The sequence below is a fragment of the Urechidicola vernalis genome (assembly GCF_031846385.1).
GTDB classification, from domain to species: domain Bacteria; phylum Bacteroidota; class Bacteroidia; order Flavobacteriales; family Flavobacteriaceae; genus Urechidicola; species Urechidicola vernalis.
The window spans coordinates 51,727-73,119 of sequence record NZ_JAVRHV010000008.1 but is presented as its reverse complement, the minus strand read 5'-3'; the positions used below and the strand labels follow the sequence as shown (position 1 = coordinate 73,119).

The 21,393-nt window shown below is 32.9% G+C and carries 17 protein-coding genes; 8 read left to right on the top strand and 9 right to left on the bottom strand.

The window, feature by feature from the left end; all coding sequences use genetic code 11:
• Positions 1–32 precede the first annotated feature (32 nt).
• Together RM519_RS13120 and RM519_RS13115 are read right to left on the bottom strand one after the other, a co-directional pair.
• Entirely contained in the window at positions 33–1,931 is a 1,899-nt protein-coding gene (locus RM519_RS13120; RefSeq protein WP_311594277.1) for an amidophosphoribosyltransferase, read from the bottom strand.
• Positions 1,932–2,010: 79 nt separating this feature from the next.
• Positions 2,011–2,934 carry a PfkB family carbohydrate kinase gene (locus RM519_RS13115; RefSeq protein ID WP_311594276.1) on the bottom strand — a complete coding sequence of 308 codons (924 nt, stop codon included), beginning with the start codon at positions 2,932–2,934 and terminating at the stop codon, positions 2,011–2,013.
• Between the two features lie 95 nt (positions 2,935–3,029).
• Between RM519_RS13115 and RM519_RS13110 the strand changes: the two genes are divergently transcribed.
• The 4 genes from RM519_RS13110 to RM519_RS13095 are packed head-to-tail and all read left to right on the top strand — an operon-like array spanning position 3,030 to position 5,288.
• On the top strand, positions 3,030–3,455 hold the full coding sequence (locus tag RM519_RS13110; RefSeq protein ID WP_311594275.1) for a SufE family protein: 426 nt from the start codon (positions 3,030–3,032) through the stop codon (positions 3,453–3,455).
• Positions 3,456–3,466: 11 nt separating this feature from the next.
• Positions 3,467–3,787, top strand: coding sequence for an SUF system Fe-S cluster assembly protein (locus tag RM519_RS13105; RefSeq protein WP_311594274.1), 321 nt, complete (start codon positions 3,467–3,469; stop codon positions 3,785–3,787).
• A 1-nt stretch (position 3,788) separates the two neighbouring features.
• Positions 3,789–4,298 (top strand): DUF2480 family protein, encoded by a 510-nt coding sequence (locus RM519_RS13100; RefSeq protein ID WP_311594351.1) that lies wholly within the window; start codon positions 3,789–3,791, stop codon positions 4,296–4,298.
• A gap of 57 nt (positions 4,299–4,355) precedes the next feature.
• A complete protein-coding gene (locus tag RM519_RS13095; protein WP_311594273.1) occupies positions 4,356–5,288 on the top strand; it encodes a DUF3078 domain-containing protein in 933 nt (310 codons plus the stop codon).
• A gap of 400 nt (positions 5,289–5,688) precedes the next feature.
• Here RM519_RS13095 and RM519_RS13090 read toward each other — a convergent pair whose 3' ends face one another.
• From RM519_RS13090 to RM519_RS13080, 3 genes are all read right to left on the bottom strand, one after another.
• Complete coding sequence (locus RM519_RS13090; RefSeq protein ID WP_311594272.1) at positions 5,689–7,089, bottom strand: OmpA family protein; 1,401 nt, start codon at positions 7,087–7,089, stop codon at positions 5,689–5,691.
• A gap of 179 nt (positions 7,090–7,268) precedes the next feature.
• Positions 7,269–10,424 (bottom strand): UvrD-helicase domain-containing protein, encoded by a 3,156-nt coding sequence (locus RM519_RS13085; RefSeq protein WP_311594271.1) that lies wholly within the window; start codon positions 10,422–10,424, stop codon positions 7,269–7,271.
• 61 nt (positions 10,425–10,485) lie between these two features.
• Positions 10,486–10,914 carry a tellurite resistance TerB family protein gene (locus RM519_RS13080; RefSeq protein ID WP_311594270.1) on the bottom strand — a complete coding sequence of 143 codons (429 nt, stop codon included), beginning with the start codon at positions 10,912–10,914 and terminating at the stop codon, positions 10,486–10,488.
• Between the two features lie 110 nt (positions 10,915–11,024).
• Between RM519_RS13080 and mfd the strand changes: the two genes are divergently transcribed.
• The gene (gene mfd / locus RM519_RS13075; protein WP_311594269.1) at positions 11,025–14,357 is read left to right on the top strand and encodes a transcription-repair coupling factor; all 3,333 of its coding nucleotides are present in this window, start codon (positions 11,025–11,027) and stop codon (positions 14,355–14,357) included.
• A gap of 4 nt (positions 14,358–14,361) precedes the next feature.
• The gene (locus RM519_RS13070) at positions 14,362–15,219 is read left to right on the top strand and encodes a DMT family transporter (RefSeq protein WP_311594268.1); all 858 of its coding nucleotides are present in this window, start codon (positions 14,362–14,364) and stop codon (positions 15,217–15,219) included.
• 27 nt (positions 15,220–15,246) lie between these two features.
• Here the strand turns inward: RM519_RS13070 and RM519_RS13065 are convergent, their stop codons facing one another.
• Together RM519_RS13065 and dprA are read right to left on the bottom strand one after the other, a co-directional pair.
• Complete coding sequence (locus tag RM519_RS13065) at positions 15,247–16,284, bottom strand: hypothetical protein (protein WP_311594267.1); 1,038 nt, start codon at positions 16,282–16,284, stop codon at positions 15,247–15,249.
• Positions 16,285–16,324: 40 nt separating this feature from the next.
• Positions 16,325–17,428, bottom strand: a complete 1,104-nt coding sequence (dprA, locus tag RM519_RS13060) for a DNA-processing protein DprA (protein ID WP_311594266.1) — start codon at positions 17,426–17,428, stop codon at positions 16,325–16,327.
• A gap of 94 nt (positions 17,429–17,522) precedes the next feature.
• On the opposite strand from dprA, the gene RM519_RS13055 reads away from it, so the two are divergent.
• Together RM519_RS13055 and RM519_RS13050 are read left to right on the top strand one after the other, a co-directional pair.
• The gene (locus tag RM519_RS13055) at positions 17,523–18,449 is read left to right on the top strand and encodes an HU domain-containing protein (protein ID WP_311594265.1); all 927 of its coding nucleotides are present in this window, start codon (positions 17,523–17,525) and stop codon (positions 18,447–18,449) included.
• 113 nt (positions 18,450–18,562) lie between these two features.
• Complete coding sequence (locus tag RM519_RS13050) at positions 18,563–19,072, top strand: acyl-CoA thioesterase (RefSeq protein WP_311594264.1); 510 nt, start codon at positions 18,563–18,565, stop codon at positions 19,070–19,072.
• 17 nt (positions 19,073–19,089) lie between these two features.
• On the opposite strand, the gene RM519_RS13045 is transcribed toward RM519_RS13050, so the two are convergent.
• A complete protein-coding gene (locus tag RM519_RS13045; RefSeq protein ID WP_311594263.1) occupies positions 19,090–20,034 on the bottom strand; it encodes a hypothetical protein in 945 nt (314 codons plus the stop codon).
• A complete protein-coding gene (locus tag RM519_RS13040) occupies positions 20,031–21,389 on the bottom strand; it encodes a DNA cytosine methyltransferase (RefSeq protein WP_311594262.1) in 1,359 nt (452 codons plus the stop codon). Before RM519_RS13040 ends, RM519_RS13045 begins: the two co-directional genes overlap by 4 nt.
• Between the last annotated feature and the right edge of the window lie 4 nt (positions 21,390–21,393).

The window sequence follows — 21,393 nt, the reverse complement described above, 5'->3', positions numbered from 1 at the left end:
TTCGGGTTTTTTATTTTTAATTACTCTTTTAACTAATAAGCTCGCGCATCAGATCCCTCATAGTAATTTATAAAGGCTGAATTTACAACTCTATTTCCTCCAGGTGTCGGATAATCTCCTGTAAAATACCAATCTCCGGTATGATCTGGACATGCCTTGTGTAAATTATCAACCGTTTGATAAATAACCTCAACATCGGAAGTGATTTCTTCTGTTTTCAGCATCTCTGCAATTTTATCCGAAATCTGCTGATCCGTAAATGGTACATAGATTTCTTTTACAAAATTTTGAATTTCGGCATCCCCTAATTCCTTCTGCTGCTTACATTTAGCGTAAACCTCATCTATAATATTACTTTGATTTGTTTCTTTTAACAATTCAACAGCCGCCTTAAATGCAATAAAATCACCAATTTTTGCCATGTCAATTCCATAACAATCTGGATAACGAATTTGAGGAGCAGAAGAAACAATTACGATTTTCTTTGGACTTAATCTATCCAATATTCTAATAATACTTTTCTTTAAAGTCGTTCCCCTTACAATACTATCATCAATAATAACAAGGTTATCTGTTGGTTTTACTACTCCGTAGGTAACATCATATACGTGTGCTACTAAATCGTCACGAGAATTGTCATCAGCAATAAAAGTTCTCAATTTAACATCCTTAACGGCAATCTTTTCCATTCTTGGTCTAACAGATAAAACTTCTGTTACCTTTTGAGCAGATAAATTATGATTTCCATCTAATAAAGTCTTTGTTTTTTGTTGATTTAAAAAATCTTCAGCTGCTTCAAACATTCCGTAAAAAGATGTTTCTGCAGTATTCGGTATAAATGAAAATACAGAGTTTTCTACATCATCATTAATCGATTTTAAAATTTGAGGAAATACATTTTTACCAAGGTTCTTACGCTCCTGATAAATATCAGCATCAGATCCCCTAGAGAAATAAATACGTTCAAAAGAACAAGATTTCTTAGGTAATTGCTCTAAAACAGGTTTTACACTTGTGTCTCCGTTCTTTTTAATGATGAGTGCATGTCCTCTATCTAGCTCTTTGATATTTTCAATATCAACATTAAATACAGTCTGAATCACGGGTCTTTCTGATGCCACAACAACAACTTCATCATCTTTATAAAAATAACAAGGTCTGATTCCCGCTGGATCACGCAATACAAATGCATCTCCATGTCCAATTAGTCCAGCCATTGCATAACCACCATCCCAACTTTTAGCCGCACGTTGTAAAACGTTTTCTACGTTTAAGTTCGCCGCAATTAAATCGGTCGCTGCTTTTTTATCTACCCCTTTACTTTTATATTCCTGGTACATTTGCTCCACCTCATCATCTAAGAAATGACCAATTTTTTCCATTACCGTAACAGTATCCGTATTTTCTTTTGGATGCTGCCCTAACTCAATCAATTCTTGCATGATTTGGTTAGAATTCGTCAAGTTAAAATTACCTGCTACAATTAGATTTTTATGCTTCCAGTTATTCTGACGCAAAAATGGATGAACGCTCTCAATACTATTCTTACCAAAAGTTCCATAACGTACGTGCCCTAAATTCAATTCGGCCAAATACGGCATATTCTCTTTTTGCCATGCAATGTCATCCTTCTTTTCAGGGTACTCCAACATTACATTATTAAGTCGGTCATTTATTTGAGCAAAAATATCTTGTATCGGTTGTGGCTGATTAGAACGTACTCTACTAATATAACGTTGCCCCGGTTCCATATCAAATTTTACACTTGCAAAACCAGCACCATCCTGTCCACGGTTATGCTGTTTTTCCATCAATAAATACATCTTGTTAATTCCGTAGAAAGAACTCCCGTATTTTTTCTTATAAAATTCAAGAGGTTTTAACAATCTTAAAACGGCAATTCCACATTCATGTTTAATAGCGTCACTCATTTTTGTTGTATTGTGTTTGTTGTATTTTAATATTTTTTCAAAATAAAAATTCCGCGCGCGGCGGAATTTTAAATAATTATTATGATTCTATTTCGAACTGCGTCAGCTCCTTAAAGGCATGCAAACGCGTTTCAATTTCTTCGTTCTTCAAGTCTACCATACGCTCTGTCCCGAATTTTTCAACACAGAATGATGCTAAATTAGAACCGTATATTATGGCATTTTTCATATTCTCAAAAGAGATGTTTCTCGTTTTTGCCAAATAACCACAAAAACCTCCTGCAAAGGTATCTCCTGCCCCTGTTGGGTCAAAAACCTCTGCTAATGGTAAAGCTGGTGCATAGAACATTGAATCTTCGCTAAATAGTAAAGCTCCGTGCTCTCCTTTTTTAATAACCACATATTTAGGACCCATAGTATGAATCTTCTTTGCTGCGTTTACTAAAGAATATTCTCCACTTAATTGACGTGCTTCTTCATCATTAATAGTAATTACATCCACACGTTTTAAAACTGAATGCAAATCATCTAAAGCAATATCCATCCAAAAATTCATGGTATCTAATACAACTAGTTTTGGAGTTCCATTTAACTGATCTAACACTGATGCTTGTGTCAACGGATGCAAATTACCTAACATTACAATTTCCGAATCTTTAAAAGTTGAAGGAACTACAGGTTGGAAATACTCCAATACATTCAACTCTGTTACCAAAGTATCTCTAGAGTTCATATCATTATGATACTTACCACTCCAAAAAAATGTCTTTCCTTCTTTAACAATTTCAACTCCGTCAGTATTTATACCGTTGGTATTCATCATATCCAAATACGATTGCGGAAAATCTCCTCCAACAACAGAAACGACTCCTGTTTCTACACCAAATTTAGAAGCTGCCAAACCGACAAAAGTTCCTGAGCCGCCTAATATTTTATCCGTCTTTCCAAATGGTGTTTCTATAGCGTCAAACGCCACTGTACCAACTGCTAATAATTTTGTCATACTTCTTTTAATTCTGCACTACTAAAGACCTTTTTTATTAATTATAAAGACTATTTTTGTGCCGATATTTAATCTTGCAAAATTAAGTTTAAAAAATGACTATCAAAGAAATACAAGAAGAAATTATTGATGAATTCTCAGTGTTTGATGATTGGATGGAACGCTATGAATATATTATTGATTTAGGAAAATCTTTGCAACTTATTGATCCTTCAAAAAAAATTGATGAAAATATCATAAAAGGTTGCCAATCTAAAGTTTGGATTGATGGACAATTAGAAGGCGATAAAGTTGTATTTAAAGCAGATAGTGATGCCATTCTAACAAAAGGAATAGTAGCGTTATTATTGCGTGTTTTTTCCGACCAAGAACCTGCAGACATTTTAAGTGCTGATACCGAATTTATAAATGTTATTGGTTTAAAGGAACATTTATCTCCAACTAGAGCTAATGGATTGGTTTCTATGATTAAAAAAATAAAACTATATGCTTTAGGCTATCAAAGCAAATTAACAAAATAAGAATAAAGAGTATGAATCAAGAAGATGTACAAGATTTAGGAGATAAGATTGTAGTTGTATTAAAAAGCATTTTTGATCCAGAAATTCCAGTAGACATCTACGAATTGGGATTAATTTATGATGTTATGGTTAACGAAGATAATGATGTTAAAATCTTAATGACTTTAACTTCTCCTAACTGCCCGGTTGCCGAAACCTTACCTGTAGAGGTAGAAGAAAAAGTGAAGACTTTAGAAGAAGTAAAAAACTGCGAAGTAGAAATTACTTTTGATCCTACATGGACTCAAGATATGATGAGCGAAGAAGCCAAGTTAGAATTAGGTTTTTTGTAAAATTATGAGCGAAATTAGAAACAAAGTTACTGAAAGCAGTTTAATTACTATTGATTTAGAGGAATATTATCCTGAAGGAAAGCGCGTTGTTTTTGATATTAAAGATTGGCTTTTTGAGGAACTTATTTTAAAAGAGAAAGACTTTAGAGCATATGTTAAAAGTCATGATTGGAGTCAATATAAGAACAGTTATGTAGCACTAACTTGTAGCGCTGATGCCATCATACCATCATGGGCATATTTATTAATTACTTCTAATCTTTCTAGGTATTCACCATTGGTAGTTGTTGGTGATTTAATACAATTAGAAACAAGTATTTTTCAGAATGTAATTTCGAATTTACCCATAGAACAATTCACAGGCAAGCCAGTTATTATTAAAGGGTGTTCTAACAAACCTATTCCAGATTCAGCCTATACTTTACTAATGTCAAGATTAACACACGTTGCGAGGTCAATTATGTTTGGTGAAGCTTGCTCTACTGTACCCTTATTTAAAGCAAAAAAATAGTTCTTATTATTTTTATAGATTAGTTATATTTGTAATAACAAAAAAATTTCTATTAAAATGAAACGACTAATTACTCTTATTCTAGTAATGGGTATTTCTGCAATTGGATATAGCCAATCGGACCAAGCTATTGATTCTCTACAAGGATGGAGAACTTCAGGAAAAATTTCTTTATTGATAAACCAATCTGCTTTTTCTAATTGGCAAGCAGGTGGAGATAACAGTTTTGCTGGGAACTTAAAGGTTAATTATAACTTTAACTATACCAAAGATGTTTGGAGTTTAGACAACAAATTGTTATTAGGATATGGCTTAACCAATACTGAAGACGACGGTACTAGGAAATCGGATGACAGAATTGAATTGAATTCAATTTTAAGTAGAGCGATGAAAAAAGAGTATTGGAATTTTTCATTTTTTATGAACTTTAAAACTCAATTTACAGATGGATATGATTATGAAGATGATTTTTTAGATCAAAACCCTGGTGAAGACAACGAAAACTATCCGACATCTGGATTGTTTAAACCTGCGTATTGGCAATTTGGTCCAGGTTTCTTGTGGAAAAAAAGTGATAGATTTTATGTTAATATTGCGCCTATTACTTCTAAATTAACCTTCTTAACTAGTGAAATATGGACATATAATGATGATGATTCTTCCAATGTTTTTTATGAATCTAGTAACGATGTCGAAACTTTTGGTGTAGACCCTGGAGACAATTTATTATATGAGTTAGGTATGAATATTAGAGTTGGATACACATTTACTCTTGCCAAAAATATTACTGTGGAAAATTTAATAATGCTATATTCTAACTATTTGGAAGATCCTCAAAATATTGATATTGATTACACTTTAGATATTGAAATGAAAATTAATGACTGGCTATCTACTGATTTCACTGTTCAAACAATTTATGATGATAATTCATTTGAAGGCTTTCAAGTTAGAGAAGTTTTCGGGTTAGGATTTAATTTGAATTTATAATTATTTAGACAGAGAAACGTCATTAAAGTAAAAAGAGTCCTAGACTCGTTTCTAGGGCTCTTGCTATTTATATAATATATAAGTTTCTAACAACATCTAAAAATACTACATCCTGATTATTCTACTGAACTAAATATCATCCTAGATTAAATCAAACAGGCCACTCAATTTCTGTATATAAACAAAACCTTACTCTGGTGTTTAAGTTTATCAGTTCTTTATAAGACACCATTTAATAAAAATAGAATAGTACACTTACAAGTCAACATCTCCGATTCAATACTAACTAGCTAATGGGGGTAATTAGAGTCTCTAAAAAGACCTCTATTGTTAAAATAAAAAAGCCGACTGAAAACAGTCGGCTTTTATTATTTATAGAATAATTCTAATTGATTCTTTCTTATTTGAAGTGTTTGATTTCAACTCTTCTGTTCGCTCTTCTTCCTTCTCTAGTATCATTAGAATGAATAGGGTTAGATTCTCCGTAACCCTTAGAACTTAAATTATCGCTACTTACTCCTTTAGAAAGCAAGTAAGCTAAAACAGATTCTGCTCTTCTTTCAGATAACTTTTGGTTGTTTGCTTCAGATCCAACATTGTCAGTATGACCTTCAACAACAAACTTCTCTTGTGGGTAATCTTTCATTACAGCAACAATCTTTTCTAAAACATCCGCAGAAGTATCCTTAATTGTTTCTTTCCCTGTATCAAATACAATTGTCTTAGCATAAGCTCTTAACGCCTCTTTAACAGATTCTGGAACTTCAGGACATCCGTTGTTTGCTGCAGAACCAGCATCCTCTGGACAATTATCATCTTTATCAGCTATACCATCGCCATCAGTATCCGTAAATGGACATCCGTTGTTTGAAGCAGGACCTGCTTCATTTGGACACTTATCTTCGTTATCGTTGATTCCATCTTCATCAGCGTCACCCCATGGGCATCCGTTGTTTGCAGTAGGACCGGCAGCATCAGGACATGCATCTTTATTATCAGCTACACCGTCGCCATCAGAATCTGGACAACCATCATTTGCAGCATCTCCTGCAGCGTCAGGACAAGCATCTTCAGAATCAATGATTCCGTCACCGTCAGTGTCAGGGCATCCGTTGAACTCCTCTAAACCAAATACATCTGGACAAGCGTCATTCTTATCATATACTCCGTCACCGTCAGCATCTTTACCTCCGAATTTAACTAATAATCCAAAAGAATGTTGCCAGTGTTGTGCTACATTAGCATCATCAAAAGCATGCTTATAATTAGCCTGAGCATTTAAACCTAAATGGTCATTAAACCAGTAGTTTAAACCAGCTCCACCATTTAAAGTTCCTGCACCATTTGAATCCATCCAAGTGTAACCTCCACCAACTGTTCCGTAAGGCTCTAATTTTTCAAGACCTAATAATTCAGCAAAACTATACTTAATACCAGCATCAACACCGTAATAAGACAAGTCATCTACCTCATACTTTCCAATTTTAGAAATTTTGTTTAATGACCCTGCAAACTCCAATGAAAAGTTTCCGTTTAGGTGCTTAGCAACAGACAATCTAGATAATGAAGGGATAACGTTATAATTATCTTCAGCATTGAAGAATTGGTCATACCAACTTCCTCCCGCAGGACCTTCTGTCGGTATATTCATATTCTTTAAATCTGCATTGTTAACAGAATAAAAGTCTACGGCATTAATACCGAAACCAATCACCCAAGGATTGTCCTCATCCTGGGCATTTACGTTGCTAAAACCAGCAACCACAAGTAAAGCTAATAAAGCTATTCTTAAATGTTTCATTTTAAAAAAATTTTAATTTAATTGTTTCCTAATTTTAATACAAAGATAAGCTCTAAAAGCCTACAATCAAAAACAAATATAAAAAATTATATAACAAAATCTAACAAAACTAGGGCTATTCTATAGATTTCATAATTTTTTAACTTAATTAAGAGGCTCTTTTTAAGAGTCTTAAAAAACTACAAAACTACTTTAACGGTTATTTCTTTTCCTAAATACACTAATATTTCTCTTTCAATTTCAAAACCTAATGACCTGAGTGTTAATGCATATTTACTTATTTGCTGTTCATGTTTTGATAGTTGCTCCCCTGTTTTATAATCGATAACTACAACATTTCCACCCTTAACACAAAGTCTGTCCGGAATTTGTATCTCTCCCACATTTGAAAGAAGTTCTTGTTCATTTTTAATTTCATAATCATCGGAATAGTATTTCTTTAATTCAGTATGCTTAACCACTGCTTCAATTATATCTTTTACTTTTTCTCCAAACTCATCATCTAAAAACCCTTCTCTAGCATATGTTTTAAGCACATCTTCTATATCTGATTCCGTTTTAATTTTTGATAAAATTTCGTGAATTAAATTTCCATATTCAATAGATGCTTCTTGCTTCGTATCCCACAAATTAGAGGCCTTGGTAACGATGGATATGTTTTGATTCTTCCAATTTGAAGAAATTAATTCATCTTGATAAACAATAGATACCTTATTTTTTTCGTTTTCTATTTGAATCTTTGTTTTCTCTCCAAATTCATAATTGCTTTCATTGCTATCTAACTGCTTTTCTGTATGGTTTTGTAAAAAGTCGTTAAACAAATCGGAGTATGATTTTGAATCCCTTAACGCTCTCGATGTTTTCTGAGCATTTGTAATGACATATAATCGCTCTTGCGGTCTTGTTAAGGCAACATAAAGTAAATTTAAATTATCTAATTCTAATTCATTTTGGTGGTCTTCATAAATCTGAGCCCCATACGTACTGGTATACCTAACTTTTTTAGAATAATCTACTAACGAAGATTCCAGATCTGAATAGCTAGTTGAACTAAGATTATTATACCAAATTTTAGGGTTAATTTCCCTATAAATGTTTAAGTCATACGGTAAAATCACTACTGGAAATTCTAAGCCCTTTGACTTGTGAATTGTCATAATTTGCACTGCTTTTTGCCCTTCTGGCATCACGACGCTAAAACTATCTTTTTTTCGATTCCAAAATTCCAAGAAATCTCCAATTCCTGAATTTTTATTTTGTTTAAATTCTAAAATAATATCTAGCAAAGATTGCATAAAAACCAAATCATAATCCATCAGATTAAATGAACGAATTAAATATTCTGTAGCATCATAAAATGGCAACCCTACGAATTCCTTCAAATTAAAATTGATATTATATTTCAAAAGAGAATCAAATAAATCTTGTCCAGATAATTCGATTCTTTCTGACAAAAACAAATGTGTATTTTCTACATTAAGATGTTCATTGTTCAAGAAACAAAGCGCATTAGCTAAAGCCTCTTTATTGAAACTTTCATTTATAAACGTAAAAACGTCAATTACAAAACTGATTAACGAATTGTTCTTTAGTAACATTGTTTCAGAAGAGATTATTGGAACCTCATTCTCTAACAAGAATTTTGAAACAGCGACTCCTTGTTTTTTAGTCCTAACCAAAATACAAATGTCACTAAGTTCAATCTCTAACTTTAACTTTTCAATTATTTCAAGTACTTTTTTCGGATACACCAACTCCTTTTCTTCAGATACTGTTTCATCTACAAAAGATACTTGAACATATCCTCCTTCTTTATCCGTAATCTTTTGATTATTTCCTGACACATATAATTGTTTGTAGGAGTCCTTTTTAAAAAAATTAGAAACATGTGTAAAGAAAGCATTGTTAAACTGAACTATCTCCGCAGAACTTCTATAATTATATGCTAGGTTTTTTACTTCTTTTTCTACTGGAAACACAGTAACCTCATCCTGCTCCGTCAATTGAATAAATTGTTCAGCCTTTCCTCCTCGCCATCTATAAATAGCCTGTTTTGCATCACCTACCAGCATCAATTTTCCAGGATACCCTTCCATTGTTTCAGAACTCAGAGAGTTCTCAATTAACGGAATGAGATTCTGCCATTGCAATTCGGAAGTATCCTGCATTTCATCAATAAAGTAATACCTGAATTTTTCTCCAATTCGCTCGTAAATGAAAGGTGCTGGTTCATCTTTTAACTGATCTGAAATCAATCGATTAAACTCTGCATTCAATCTAATATTATTCTGATCTTTTATTTCATTTAGAGAAGTGTTTATTTGTTTTAATACAGCCATTGGTATTAAACTTTTTAAAACCAATTCATTCAAAACATATTTCTGATATAAAACTTCTGATTCTGAATACAATTCAAGCAAAGGTTGTAAAATCGATTCAATTGCAGTTTTAATATCATCCGGTTTTGATTTGGAATAAAAATTTCTCTCCTCAATTCGTTCCTTTAATTTAGATTGATCGAAAAACTTTGTGGCTCCAAGGTCCCGTTCCAAACTTAAAAAGTGCTTAGGGATAAGACTATAGTAAAAATCTTTATAATCTAATCCCATATTATTAATGATCTCCAACCCTGAATTCCCAATCTCCTCACCTCTTTTTTGAATTCTTTGTTGCTCTTTTCTAAGGTTTTCTTTTAAACTGGTATAATCATCTAACGTTTTTTCTTCTAAGGCGCTTAACTGCTTAGCATGATCTTCATTTAATAATATTCGCGCAAATTCTTTTAAATCTCTAGAAATATCCCAAGATTTATCATCATTCGTTTTGTCTAAAGAATAATTTATCAAAACATCCGTAAGAGATTTGTCTTCTCCAATTTTAGAAATAAGAACATCAACAGCTTCATCTAACAATCCAATAGCATCCATTTCTACTTCAAAATTTAGAGACAAACCTAAATCGAACGCAAAACTTCTAATTATTTTATGTGTAAAACTATCTATGGTAGTAATGTTAAACCCCCCGTAATTCTGCAAAATAGTTTGCAACACATTTTTCGCTCTATTTCTTAAAATTGAATTTGGAATATTAGATTCCTCTCCAATTATTTGAAGCATAAAATATGTATCGGATCTAGAAATACCCTTTAGGCTTTCTAAAACACGCTCTTTCATTTCTGCAGCGGCTTTATTAGTAAAGGTAATTGCTAATATATTTTGAAATCTATATTTATCATCGGTAGTCAATAATATTCTAAGATATTCTTTAACTAGGGTAAAGGTTTTACCACTTCCCGCCGAAGCATTGTATACTTGAAATTGCTTTCCTTCTATCAATTTATTCTGATTAAAAAAAATGCCGAACATACGTTCGGCATTCAACTCAATAATTCTATTTCTAATTTACTGCTTTAATAGCAGTTCTAAAGTCTTTTAACTCGGTATTGGTCATAAACTGCTCAATAGCCACTTTTGTTATTTCTTGATAATTCTCTTTTGAAAAACCAAGACCAATCGTAATTTTATTCAGCAAGCCAACTTGATCATCCGTCACTTCACTGTCTGCAAATACCATCTTCACCAAATTATACAAATGCTCTATTCTGTTTTTATAATCTAATGGAGGAACCATGGGATAATCTTGCGGATTTTCGATCACTTTTACATACTCGGAGTCGGTAATATTTAACCTTCTCTTCATCCTTTCAATTAAAGCTTGCTCCTCATTAGTTACAATATTGTCAGATTGAGCCATCTTTACAATATTAGCAAAATGACCTAATTCTCTTTTGTGTATTCCGCTGGAATATAAATCTGAAATTGACATAATTAAACTATTTTGAGGGTTATACACAAATATAATGAAAAGGCATAAATTTTACTAGGAATGCCGTCAATTTTTAATTGAAAAAGTATCTTTGTAAAAAATCTATTTTTTTGAGCAAACAACAACTTGTTTCGAACCTCGATCAATCTGCAAAAATTAATGAGATTGTTCAACAAATAACTTCGACTAAAAACCATTTTCAGATTGCGAATTTGGTCGGATCTTCATTGTCTTTTGTTATTTCAACGGTATTTAAAAAGGCTGATAAGCCATTACTTCTTATTTTTTCCGACAAGGAAGAAGCAGCCTATTATTTAAATGATTTAGAGCAATTAATAGGAGAAAAGAACGTCCTTTTTTACCCTGGATCATACCGAAGACCATATCAAATCGAAGAAACTGACAATGCAAATGTGTTGTTACGAGCAGAAGTTTTGAACAGAATAAATTCGCGTAAAAAACCAGCAGTAATTGTTACCTATCCGGATGCCTTATTTGAAAAAGTAATTACTAAAAAGGAATTGGATAAAAGCACCCTAAAATTAAATGTTGGAGAGCAGATATCATTAGACTTTGTAAATGAAATGCTACATGAATACAATTTTAAACGCTCAGATTTTGTAACAGAACCTGGTGAGTTTTCTGTACGAGGTGGAATAATAGATGTTTTTTCTTTTTCTAATGACGAACCCTTTAGAATAGAATTTTTTGGTGACGAGGTGGATAGCATTAGATCCTTTGATGTAGAAACTCAATTATCTTCCGAAAAACTAAAGAAAATCAGCATAATGCCAAATGTTGAAAATAAAATGCTGGAGGAACAAAGAGAAAGTTTCTTAAAGTATATTTCTTCCAAAACTGTAGTTTTCACCAAAGATCTAGACCTGCTATATGATAGGCTAAACAAATTATTTAATAAATCCATTGAAGCTTTTGATAATCTATCTAAAGAAATAAACCATGCAGAACCAGATGTGCTATTTGCAAATGGCTATTTATTAAAAAATCAATTGTCAGATTTTGTTTTAGGAGAGTTTAAAATTTCAAAAGGAAATTCGCTTGAGAAATCAATTTTATTTAATACAGTACCTCAACCAGCATTTAACAAACAATTCGACTTACTTATTGAAAATTTACAATATAACACCAAAGTCGGAATCAAAAATTACTTGTTATGCGACAACGAAAAGCAAGCAAAAAGATTTGATGATATTTTTGCGGATGTAGATGAAGAAGTAAATTACTCCACTATTGTTTTCCCTCTATACCAAGGTTTTGTTGATCACGACAACAAAGTTGCATGCTATACAGATCATCAAATTTTTGAACGTTACCATAAATTTAGATTAAAAAATGGTTATGCAAAAAAGCAAGCAATTTCCCTAAAAGAATTGACCAATTTAGAAATTGGAGATTTTGTAACTCATATAGATCATGGAATAGGTAAGTTTGGCGGCTTGCAGAAAATTGATGTAGAAGGAAAAAAACAAGAAGCCATAAAATTAATTTATGGAGACAGAGATGTTCTGTACATAAGTATCCATTCACTCCACAAAATTTCCAAATATAATGGTAAGGATGGAAAGGCTCCCAAAATGTACAAATTGGGTTCTGGTGCTTGGAAAAAATTGAAGCAAAAGACCAAAACGAAGGTCAAACAAATTGCGTATGACTTAATTCAATTATATGCAAAACGAAAAATGCAAAAAGGGTTCCAATATCAACCTGATACTTTTATGCAACACGAACTGGAGGCTAGTTTCTTATTTGAAGATACTCCAGACCAGTCCAGCGCAACAGAAGCTGTAAAATTAGACATGGAAAAAGAACAACCCATGGATCGCTTAGTTTGTGGTGATGTTGGGTTTGGTAAAACAGAAGTAGCTATAAGAGCGGCATTTAAAGCAGTAGATAACGGAAAGCAAGTTGCAATATTAGTACCAACTACCATTTTAGCATTTCAACATTTTAAAACTTTTAGTGAACGATTAAAAAACTTTCCAGTTACGATTGATTACCTTAACAGGTTTAGATCTACCAAACAACGAAATGGAGTGTTAGAAGGGCTAAAAAATAGCCAAATAGACATTGTAATCGGAACACATCAGTTGGCTAGTAACAAAGTGATTTTTAAAGATCTCGGATTACTAATTGTGGATGAAGAACAAAAATTTGGAGTTGCGGTAAAGGATAAATTAAAAACACTGAAAGAAAACGTTGATACCCTAACACTAACGGCAACACCAATTCCGAGGACCTTACAATTTAGCCTAATGGCTGCTAGAGATTTATCCGTTATTAGCACCCCCCCTCCTAACCGACACCCTATTGACACGCAGGTAATTCGATTTAACGAAGAAACAATTAGAGATGCCGTACAGTATGAAATCTCACGTGGTGGACAAATATTCTTTATCCACAATAGAATAGAAAATATAAAAGAAGTTGCCGGTATGCTACAGCGCCTTGTTCCTGATGCAAAAATTGGAATCGGTCATGGACAAATGGATGGTAAAAAATTAGAACAATTAATGCTGTCATTCATGAATAATGAATTCGATGTATTAGTCTCTACAACTATCATAGAAAGTGGTTTAGATGTTCCAAACGCTAACACTATCTTTATAAATAACGCAAACAATTTTGGTTTATCGGACCTACACCAAATGCGAGGTAGAGTCGGACGTTCTAACAAAAAAGCATTTTGTTATTTTATTACACCGCCATACCATATGATGACCGATGATGCCAGAAAAAGAATTGAGGCCTTAGTGTTATTCTCAGATTTAGGAAGCGGTATCAATATAGCCATGAAAGATTTAGAAATTAGAGGTGCTGGAGACCTATTAGGTGGTGAACAAAGTGGTTTTATGAATGATATTGGATTCGACACCTACCAAAAAATCCTAAATGAAGCTATAGAAGAATTAAAAGAAAATGAATTCAAATCGCTTTATAAAGATGATCAAAAGCCGAAAGAATTTGTAAAAGAGGTTCAAATTGATACCGATTTTGAAATTTTAATTCCAGATGATTATTGCGATGTTGTTTCAGAAAGATTGAGTTTATACAATTCATTAAGTGAAATAAATACAGAAGAAAGGCTTCAAAATTTTGAAAAACAATTAATCGATCGCTTTGGGTCTATTCCATCACAAGTTGAAGATTTATTGAATAGCGTTCGTATAAAATGGATTGCGAAAGAAATTGGCTTGGAACGTATCATTTTAAAAAGAAAACGATTGGTCGGTTATTTTGTATCAGATCAACAAAGTGATTTTTATCAAACAGAATACTTTACACGAGTTTTAAAATATGTTCAAAAGAACCCTAAAACTTGTGTAATGAAAGAAAAGGAAACCAAAAATGGCCTTCGATTATTAATCACATTTATCTATATAGATTCTGTACAAAAAGCATATAAAGTGCTTAGTTCCATTTAGAATTATGAAAAATCAACACCTCAAAAACTTATTAATTCTTGTAATGGCCGCTTTTTTTATTGGCACCTCAGGTCCTTTAGGAAAATTTATTGCGATGCCAATTCCATTGATAATTTGGTGGCGAAGCTTCATTGGCGGAATTGCCATGTTTTTATTTTGTAAATACAATAAAATAACTCTAATCCGATTTCCTAAAAAAGAACGACTTCCCTTCTTCATTGCAGGAGTCTTTTTAGGCGCACATTGGATAACTTATTTTTTAGCTTTAAAGATGTCAAATGTTGCAATTGGAATGCTCTCATTATTTACCTTTCCTGTAATAACCGCTTTTCTTGAGCCGTTATTTGGAAAAGAAAAATTTAAACCTATTCATGTATTATTGGGGTGTATGATTTTGGTAGGAATCTACATTTTAGCTCCAGATTTAGATTTTGAAAACTCACATGTAAAAGGCATTCTATTCGGGCTATTATCTGCATTCTTTTATGCTATCAGAAATCTTATAACCAAACAATATACGGCCAAATACAACGAATCTATGATCATGACGTATCAGTTGGCAATAATAACAGTAGTAACACTACCGGCTCTATTTCTTTATAGTAATAGTAATTTGGCGACTCAATATCCTTACGTTTTAATACTCGCATTAATGACTACAGCATTAGGGCATACTTTGTTCGTAAAAAGTTTGAAGAATTTTAGCGCTGCAACCGCAAGTATTATAGGCAGTGTGCAACCCATCTTCGGAATTATCATTGCCTTTTTATTTTTGAATGAAATTCCATCTATCAACACTGCAATTGGTGGCGGACTAATTCTAGGTACCGTAATTGTTGAAAGTGTCCTGTCCAAAAAGTAATTCGAAATTGTCTTACTATTAATAAATCTAATAGGTTCGAAGACTCTCGTAATTACGCGTAACAAAATCCATTGCTGTTTCTAAAATCTCACCCATGTTATTGCTCTTTTTAAATGCAATATCACTGGTGAATCGAAAAACTTGCTGACGTAATAAATCAATATTTGCCTCCGTAGAGATGGAATCCTTTTTCATACAATCTAACAAGTGATTAATTCTCGTTTCCGAACTTAAAATACGTTTTGCCACTATAGATCGCTCCTCAAGCTTGTATTGTGCTATGGAACTTCCTTGCAACTTTTCACTGACCAAAGTCACCATTTTAAAATTCTCTTTAAAATATTGAGGAGAATACACTCTAAACTTCCCTTCAAAGCTTTGTTGGTCAAAATCAATTGCTCGAATTCTATATACCACTTGATCAAAATCGTGCACTGGTACTATCACATAATTATAAGAACGCATATCACCAAGTAATCTAATCATACAACGTTCATTAAATTTTACAAACTCTTTGGCAATTTGAGACTTTTCAGATTCATTACATTCTGGTAGCATCTCCTTAATAAATTCATCCCCTGGAATTCCCGCTATATGCTCTTCTATCAAGGTGTCTTTGTATACCAAAAAATTTAAATTGTATGGCGATAGCACATGCTCTAATTCTAGTCCGTAAATTCTAGAAGCATCCGCTTTTTTTACATAAAAATGTGTGTAGTTATCATTTAAAATATTTCGGACCTTTACTCTAAATGGTTTTGAGTTTCCGAATGTGCAATAGTCAATAGCATCAATACTTAAATATTGAATTATATCTTCATTACCGTTAGAATGTAAGATTGTATAAACTTTCTTAAGGCTTAAATCTATATCTTCACGTTCGTAATCAGAATAATAAACACGAACCCATAAGGTATCTTCGTCATTTTTATCATAGACCACAATTGAGCCCTGAAACCTAAGAAGGTCTTCATAAAAAACTGGAATTTTTATATTTCTACTGTACTCAACCAAATAATCCTTTAGCAAATCCGAAACTGGATATGCAGGTTTTTTTTGAGACATTAATTTTTGTTTCGAAGCCATGGTCAAAAATAGTTATTAATTAAACCACCTCAAACAGTTTTCCAGGTAGCGGACGCATTATACCCTTCATTTCCATGTTAAATAATAATGTTGCCAATTTATAGACTGGTAATCCGCATTCCAAGGCAATAGCGTCTAGATGCTGTTTATTGTTTTTAAGCAAAAAATCATAAATTAATTGCTCCTCTTCTGGTAAATCTAAAAATAATTGTGGTTGAATACTTTTAGCCGATTCTTGTTTCAATTTCCAATTCATAGCATCTATTAAATCTGAAGGAGAAGTCAATATCCCAGCCTTATTTCGTCTAATCAAATCGTTGCAACCTCTGCTTAATAAATCTGTTGTTTTACCAGGAACAGCAAATACATCTCTGCTATATGAATTAGCAATATCAGCCGTGACCAAAGAGCCTCCCTTTTGTGCTGATTCTATAATAACTGTAGCATCAGACATTCCTGCAACGATTCTATTTCGTTTTAAAAAATGCTCTCTTAACGGCTCATCATTATGCCAAAATTCAGTGTAAAAACCACCATTTGCATTCACCTCAGAAATATACTTTTTATGCGATTTTGGATATATTTTATCAAATCCATGAGCTAGAACCCCAATGGTTTGCAACTCATTTTTTATGGCTGCCTTTTGCGCAGTAATATCAACCCCATAAGCGAAACCGCTAACAATAACCGGATTATAAGGTGCAATTTCTTCCATAAGCGCATCAATAAAATCACGGCCATAAAGTGTCATTTTTCGAGTACCAACAATACTTATAATTGGCTGTTTATTTAGATTTATTTGACCATCAGAAAAGAGTAGAATTGGGCCATCTATACAATGCTTTAATTTACTGGGATAATTATCATCTAGATAATAGCAATACGAAACTTTGTTCTTTAAAATATGATTCAATTCCTGCTCGGCTAAAACTTTATTTTTCTTATCAAATAAATGTTGAATTTTTGCGCTACCTACGCCATTAATTTTAGCCACGTTTCCCTTCTTTTCAGAAAACACATTTTGGGCCGATCCGCAATGCGCAATTAACTTTTTTGCGATAACATCTCCCACTCCTTTGGCCTTTTGCAAGGTCAAAACAGCCCATAATTCTTCTTCTAGCATCTGTAAAAAATTGAAACTCAATATACAAAACATTTGTTAATAAGTAATGTATAAGCTTCTTCGTCAGATGCCGTTATTTTTTATATTTGTTTACATGAGATTAGCAACATACATCAGCGATTTACTATATAGATACGAATGTGTTATTGTGCCTGAGTTTGGCGGTTTTGTTACCAACGAAATTTCAGCAAGGGTAAATAACTTTACACATACATTTTATCCACCAACGAAACAACTTTCGTTTAATAGTCATCTAAAAAATAATGATGGATTGTTGGCTAACTACATCTCTTCTGTTGAAAACATTTCATTTGCAGAAGCAACTGACTTAATTAAAGAAGAAGTTAAGAGCTGGAATCAAGTACTTAAAAATGAATTAATTGAACTTCCAAAAATTGGATCATTAACCATAAATACGGATCAAAAATTAATCTTTGAGCCAGTGCTGTCAGAAAATTATTTGACAAGTTCATTCGGATTAAATTCTTTTAATTCTTCGGCTATTAAACGTACTGAATATTTAGAAAAAGTACGTGCTATAGAAACAGTATCGCCAGTAGTTCCTGTAACGAATAGAAAAGCGCCTGCCTTTTTAAAATATGCAGCATCTGTGGCTATTTTATTTGCAGCAGGAAGTTTTGTTTGGGACACCTATAATGAGAACCAATACCAGCAACAGTTGTTAGCGGAACAACAGCAACAAGAAACCGTAAATAAAAAGATACAAGAAGCTACTTTTGTTATTGATAATCCACTTCCAACCATTACATTAAACGTTACTAAGGAGGATAAAAATTACCATGTAATTGCAGGTGCATTTAGAGAAGTAGCCAATGCCGATAAAAAAGTAAAGCAATTGATTTCTAAAGGATTTGACGCACAAATTTTAGGCGTAAACAAATGGGGATTAACTCAAGTTTCTTATGCTAGTTTTAATTCTAAAAGAGATGCAATTAATAATTTAAGAGCCATCAAAAAACAAGAATCGCCAGATGCTTGGTTACTTGTTCAAGAATTCTAAAAATTAAATACTCTATTTAACTGACTTAAAATTGAACAGCTCCATAAAAAATTAGGGGTTAACATTGTTCTACACACCTTGTATTTTATCTATCTTTGCCAAAAATTTGAGGTATGAATGCTAAATACTCTAAAGAATCACTTACCGTATTAACAGATATGGTGTTGCCTGGAGAAACAAACCCATTAAACAACCTTTTTGGAGGGGAATTACTAGCGCGAATGGACAGAGCCTGCAGTATTTCGGCAAGAAGGCATTGCAGAAGAATTGTTGTAACCGCTTCTGTAAATCACGTTGTTTTTAGAAAGGCTGTGCCAGTTGGAAGTGTTGTGGTTATGGAAGCAAAGGTATCTCGCGCATTCAGGTCGTCTATGGAAGTTTATGTAGATGTTTGGATAGAAGATAGGGAAACGGGTGAGCGTACAAAAGCAAATGAGGGTATCTATACATTTGTAGCGGTAGACAGAACTGGTTCTCCTGTAAAAGTACCTGAAATTATTCCTGAAACTGACTTGGAAAAAGAACGCTTTGACGGTGCTTTAAGAAGGAAACAATTAAGCCTTGTACTTTCTGGAAGAATGGAAGCTGATAACGCGACCGAGTTAAAGGCCTTGTTCAACTAGAAATTAACAGACGGTTTTTAATTCTGGTAAAAAGTAACACTGAAATATTCTTCTCGTTCCGCTGTGCGCACAAAGGCGTAGGAAAATACCCTTTTTTTATCGATTGTTCCTTTTAGAATTAATTCAGTTAATTGGGTATCAGAAAGAGTCGTTCTTTCTGCAATACCAGTAAACTTCTTATAAAGCCCTCCCAACTTAAAAACTGGCTCCTCGATTAGATTACATAGTAGTTCAACCAATTGAAATACATTCTCTTTTATAAAACCATTCGTAGTAAGCTGATCAATTCCCCCATCTGAAGAGTCACAATTATAAGGAGCATTTTTCATAAACCTGCTCAACTTTCTTTTAATTTGTTCAGCATCTTTTTTTGATAAGTTATCTAAATAACCTTTACATGCCGCAATAGTTTTTCCTTTTATAGAATACGAATACAACCAAGCCCACCATTCTTCTGCATTTGAGGTATAAGAACTATAAATACTCGTTTTCATACAATCATCTGCTCGTAATAACAAATCCATGAACTTAATTCCTTGTAGTTCTTTTTGTAATTTAATTTCGCTTAGGTCAATTCCATTTTTCTCTAACAAGGCAATAATAAAATGAACTGTTCCGAAAGGATATTTTAATCTATAAGACTTGGAAGGTTGATGAAATCTAGGGTTAAAAAGGTTGGGGTTTATTTTATTCGGATTTTTTGAAAGTTCTTTAAAATGAGTTTGGTTTCCGGCAATAATATGTTGATCTATTGAAACAATTTCAGGGTTTACAACGAACAAATCTAAGAAACAAATAGACTTTAATTCTTTATTAAAATCTTGACGTAACCAAATCTCTTTGTTACTATTTGAAAATCCAACTATAGCGCAATTGATGTATTTCGAAAGAAGCAGCCCGCTAATAATCCCGTCTAAATCCGCGTTGATTATAAGTGGCTTATTTCTTAAGATTTCGATCATGCAAAGTTTTTCAAAATAACATCAAATATAGTTTCAACTACTTTTACATTTACCGAGTTACCCAATTGTTTTAGTGCAATTCCTTTGGTACTTGAAAGTTTAAAATCATCTGGAAATGACTGTAGTTTTTTAGACTCATCAATAGTAATTCTTCGTCTGTATTTACCAATAATCTGCTGATGATTCATGGCAACTAATGTAGAGAATCTATTTGGGCGCTTTACACGAACACCCGATGGCCTGAACTGGATTAATCCTTCGAAAACCGAAGAAATATCCTTTCCTGCCTGCCATTCCATTTTTCTATGGGTCTTAATACACCACTCTAAATTATCATATTCAAAAAGCCAAGAATCAATAAACTCCTTATTCCTATTATATAAATCTATATTTTTCTGAATAAACTTTGCTTTCCACAACGGAAATTCATCCAAAGCCCCTTCATATTTAAAGAATTCCATCCATATAGGAAATCCAATAACTTTTAAATCTATCCCCTTATAAAATGCATCCCACATACCAAGAACTCGTTCTTCATATTCCGGTAAATCTGCCGGTAAATCTGGATTTAATATATCATCAACAGCTTGCATTCTTGATATAAAACGAGGTGCTATTTCATTTTTAAATTGCTTAATCTTGTCAATATTCCCATTCGCAACATCCTTTCTAACGCATGGAATAAATATTCGTGGTCTCAAGATTGGAACTCCAAAAGCATCAGGAGAAAGCAATAAAGGTTCATCCGGAAAATAATAACCTAATTCATCCAAACTTTTTAAAATAACCTTGTAGGTGTTCCCTTTGTCATGCGTTACCATATTGGCAACATTTTCTAACAATAAATATTTTGGTTGATGTTTTTGAACAATTTCACAGATATCAAAAAACAACGTTCCTCTTGTATCTTCAAATCCGTTTCTATAGCCCCCTTTTGAAAACGGCTGACAAGGAAACCCTGCACATAAAGCATCAAATCCTTCAGGAATATAACTCTTAACTTCTGGCTTCGTTATATCTCCAAAAGGGTATTCACCATAATTGTTATAATACGACTTTTTAGCATTTAAATCCCATTCAGAAGTAAACATACAACGGCCATCTAAATTCTGTAAAGCAGTTCTAAAACCACCTATTCCCGCAAACAAATCTATAAATTTAAAAGTCGAGGGCTTCTTAGGTTTTGGCACTTCATTACTTTTTAAACCTAATGATTCATACGGTTTTCTATAAGGATTTTTCTTCCTTAAATCTTGGTTACTAGAAAAGTGCGTAACAATTGCCTTCGCTTCTGGGTTTAGTTTTTCTAAATCCGAATTGCTCTCAACGTCACTACTATTCTTTTCTAAAATCATTTAA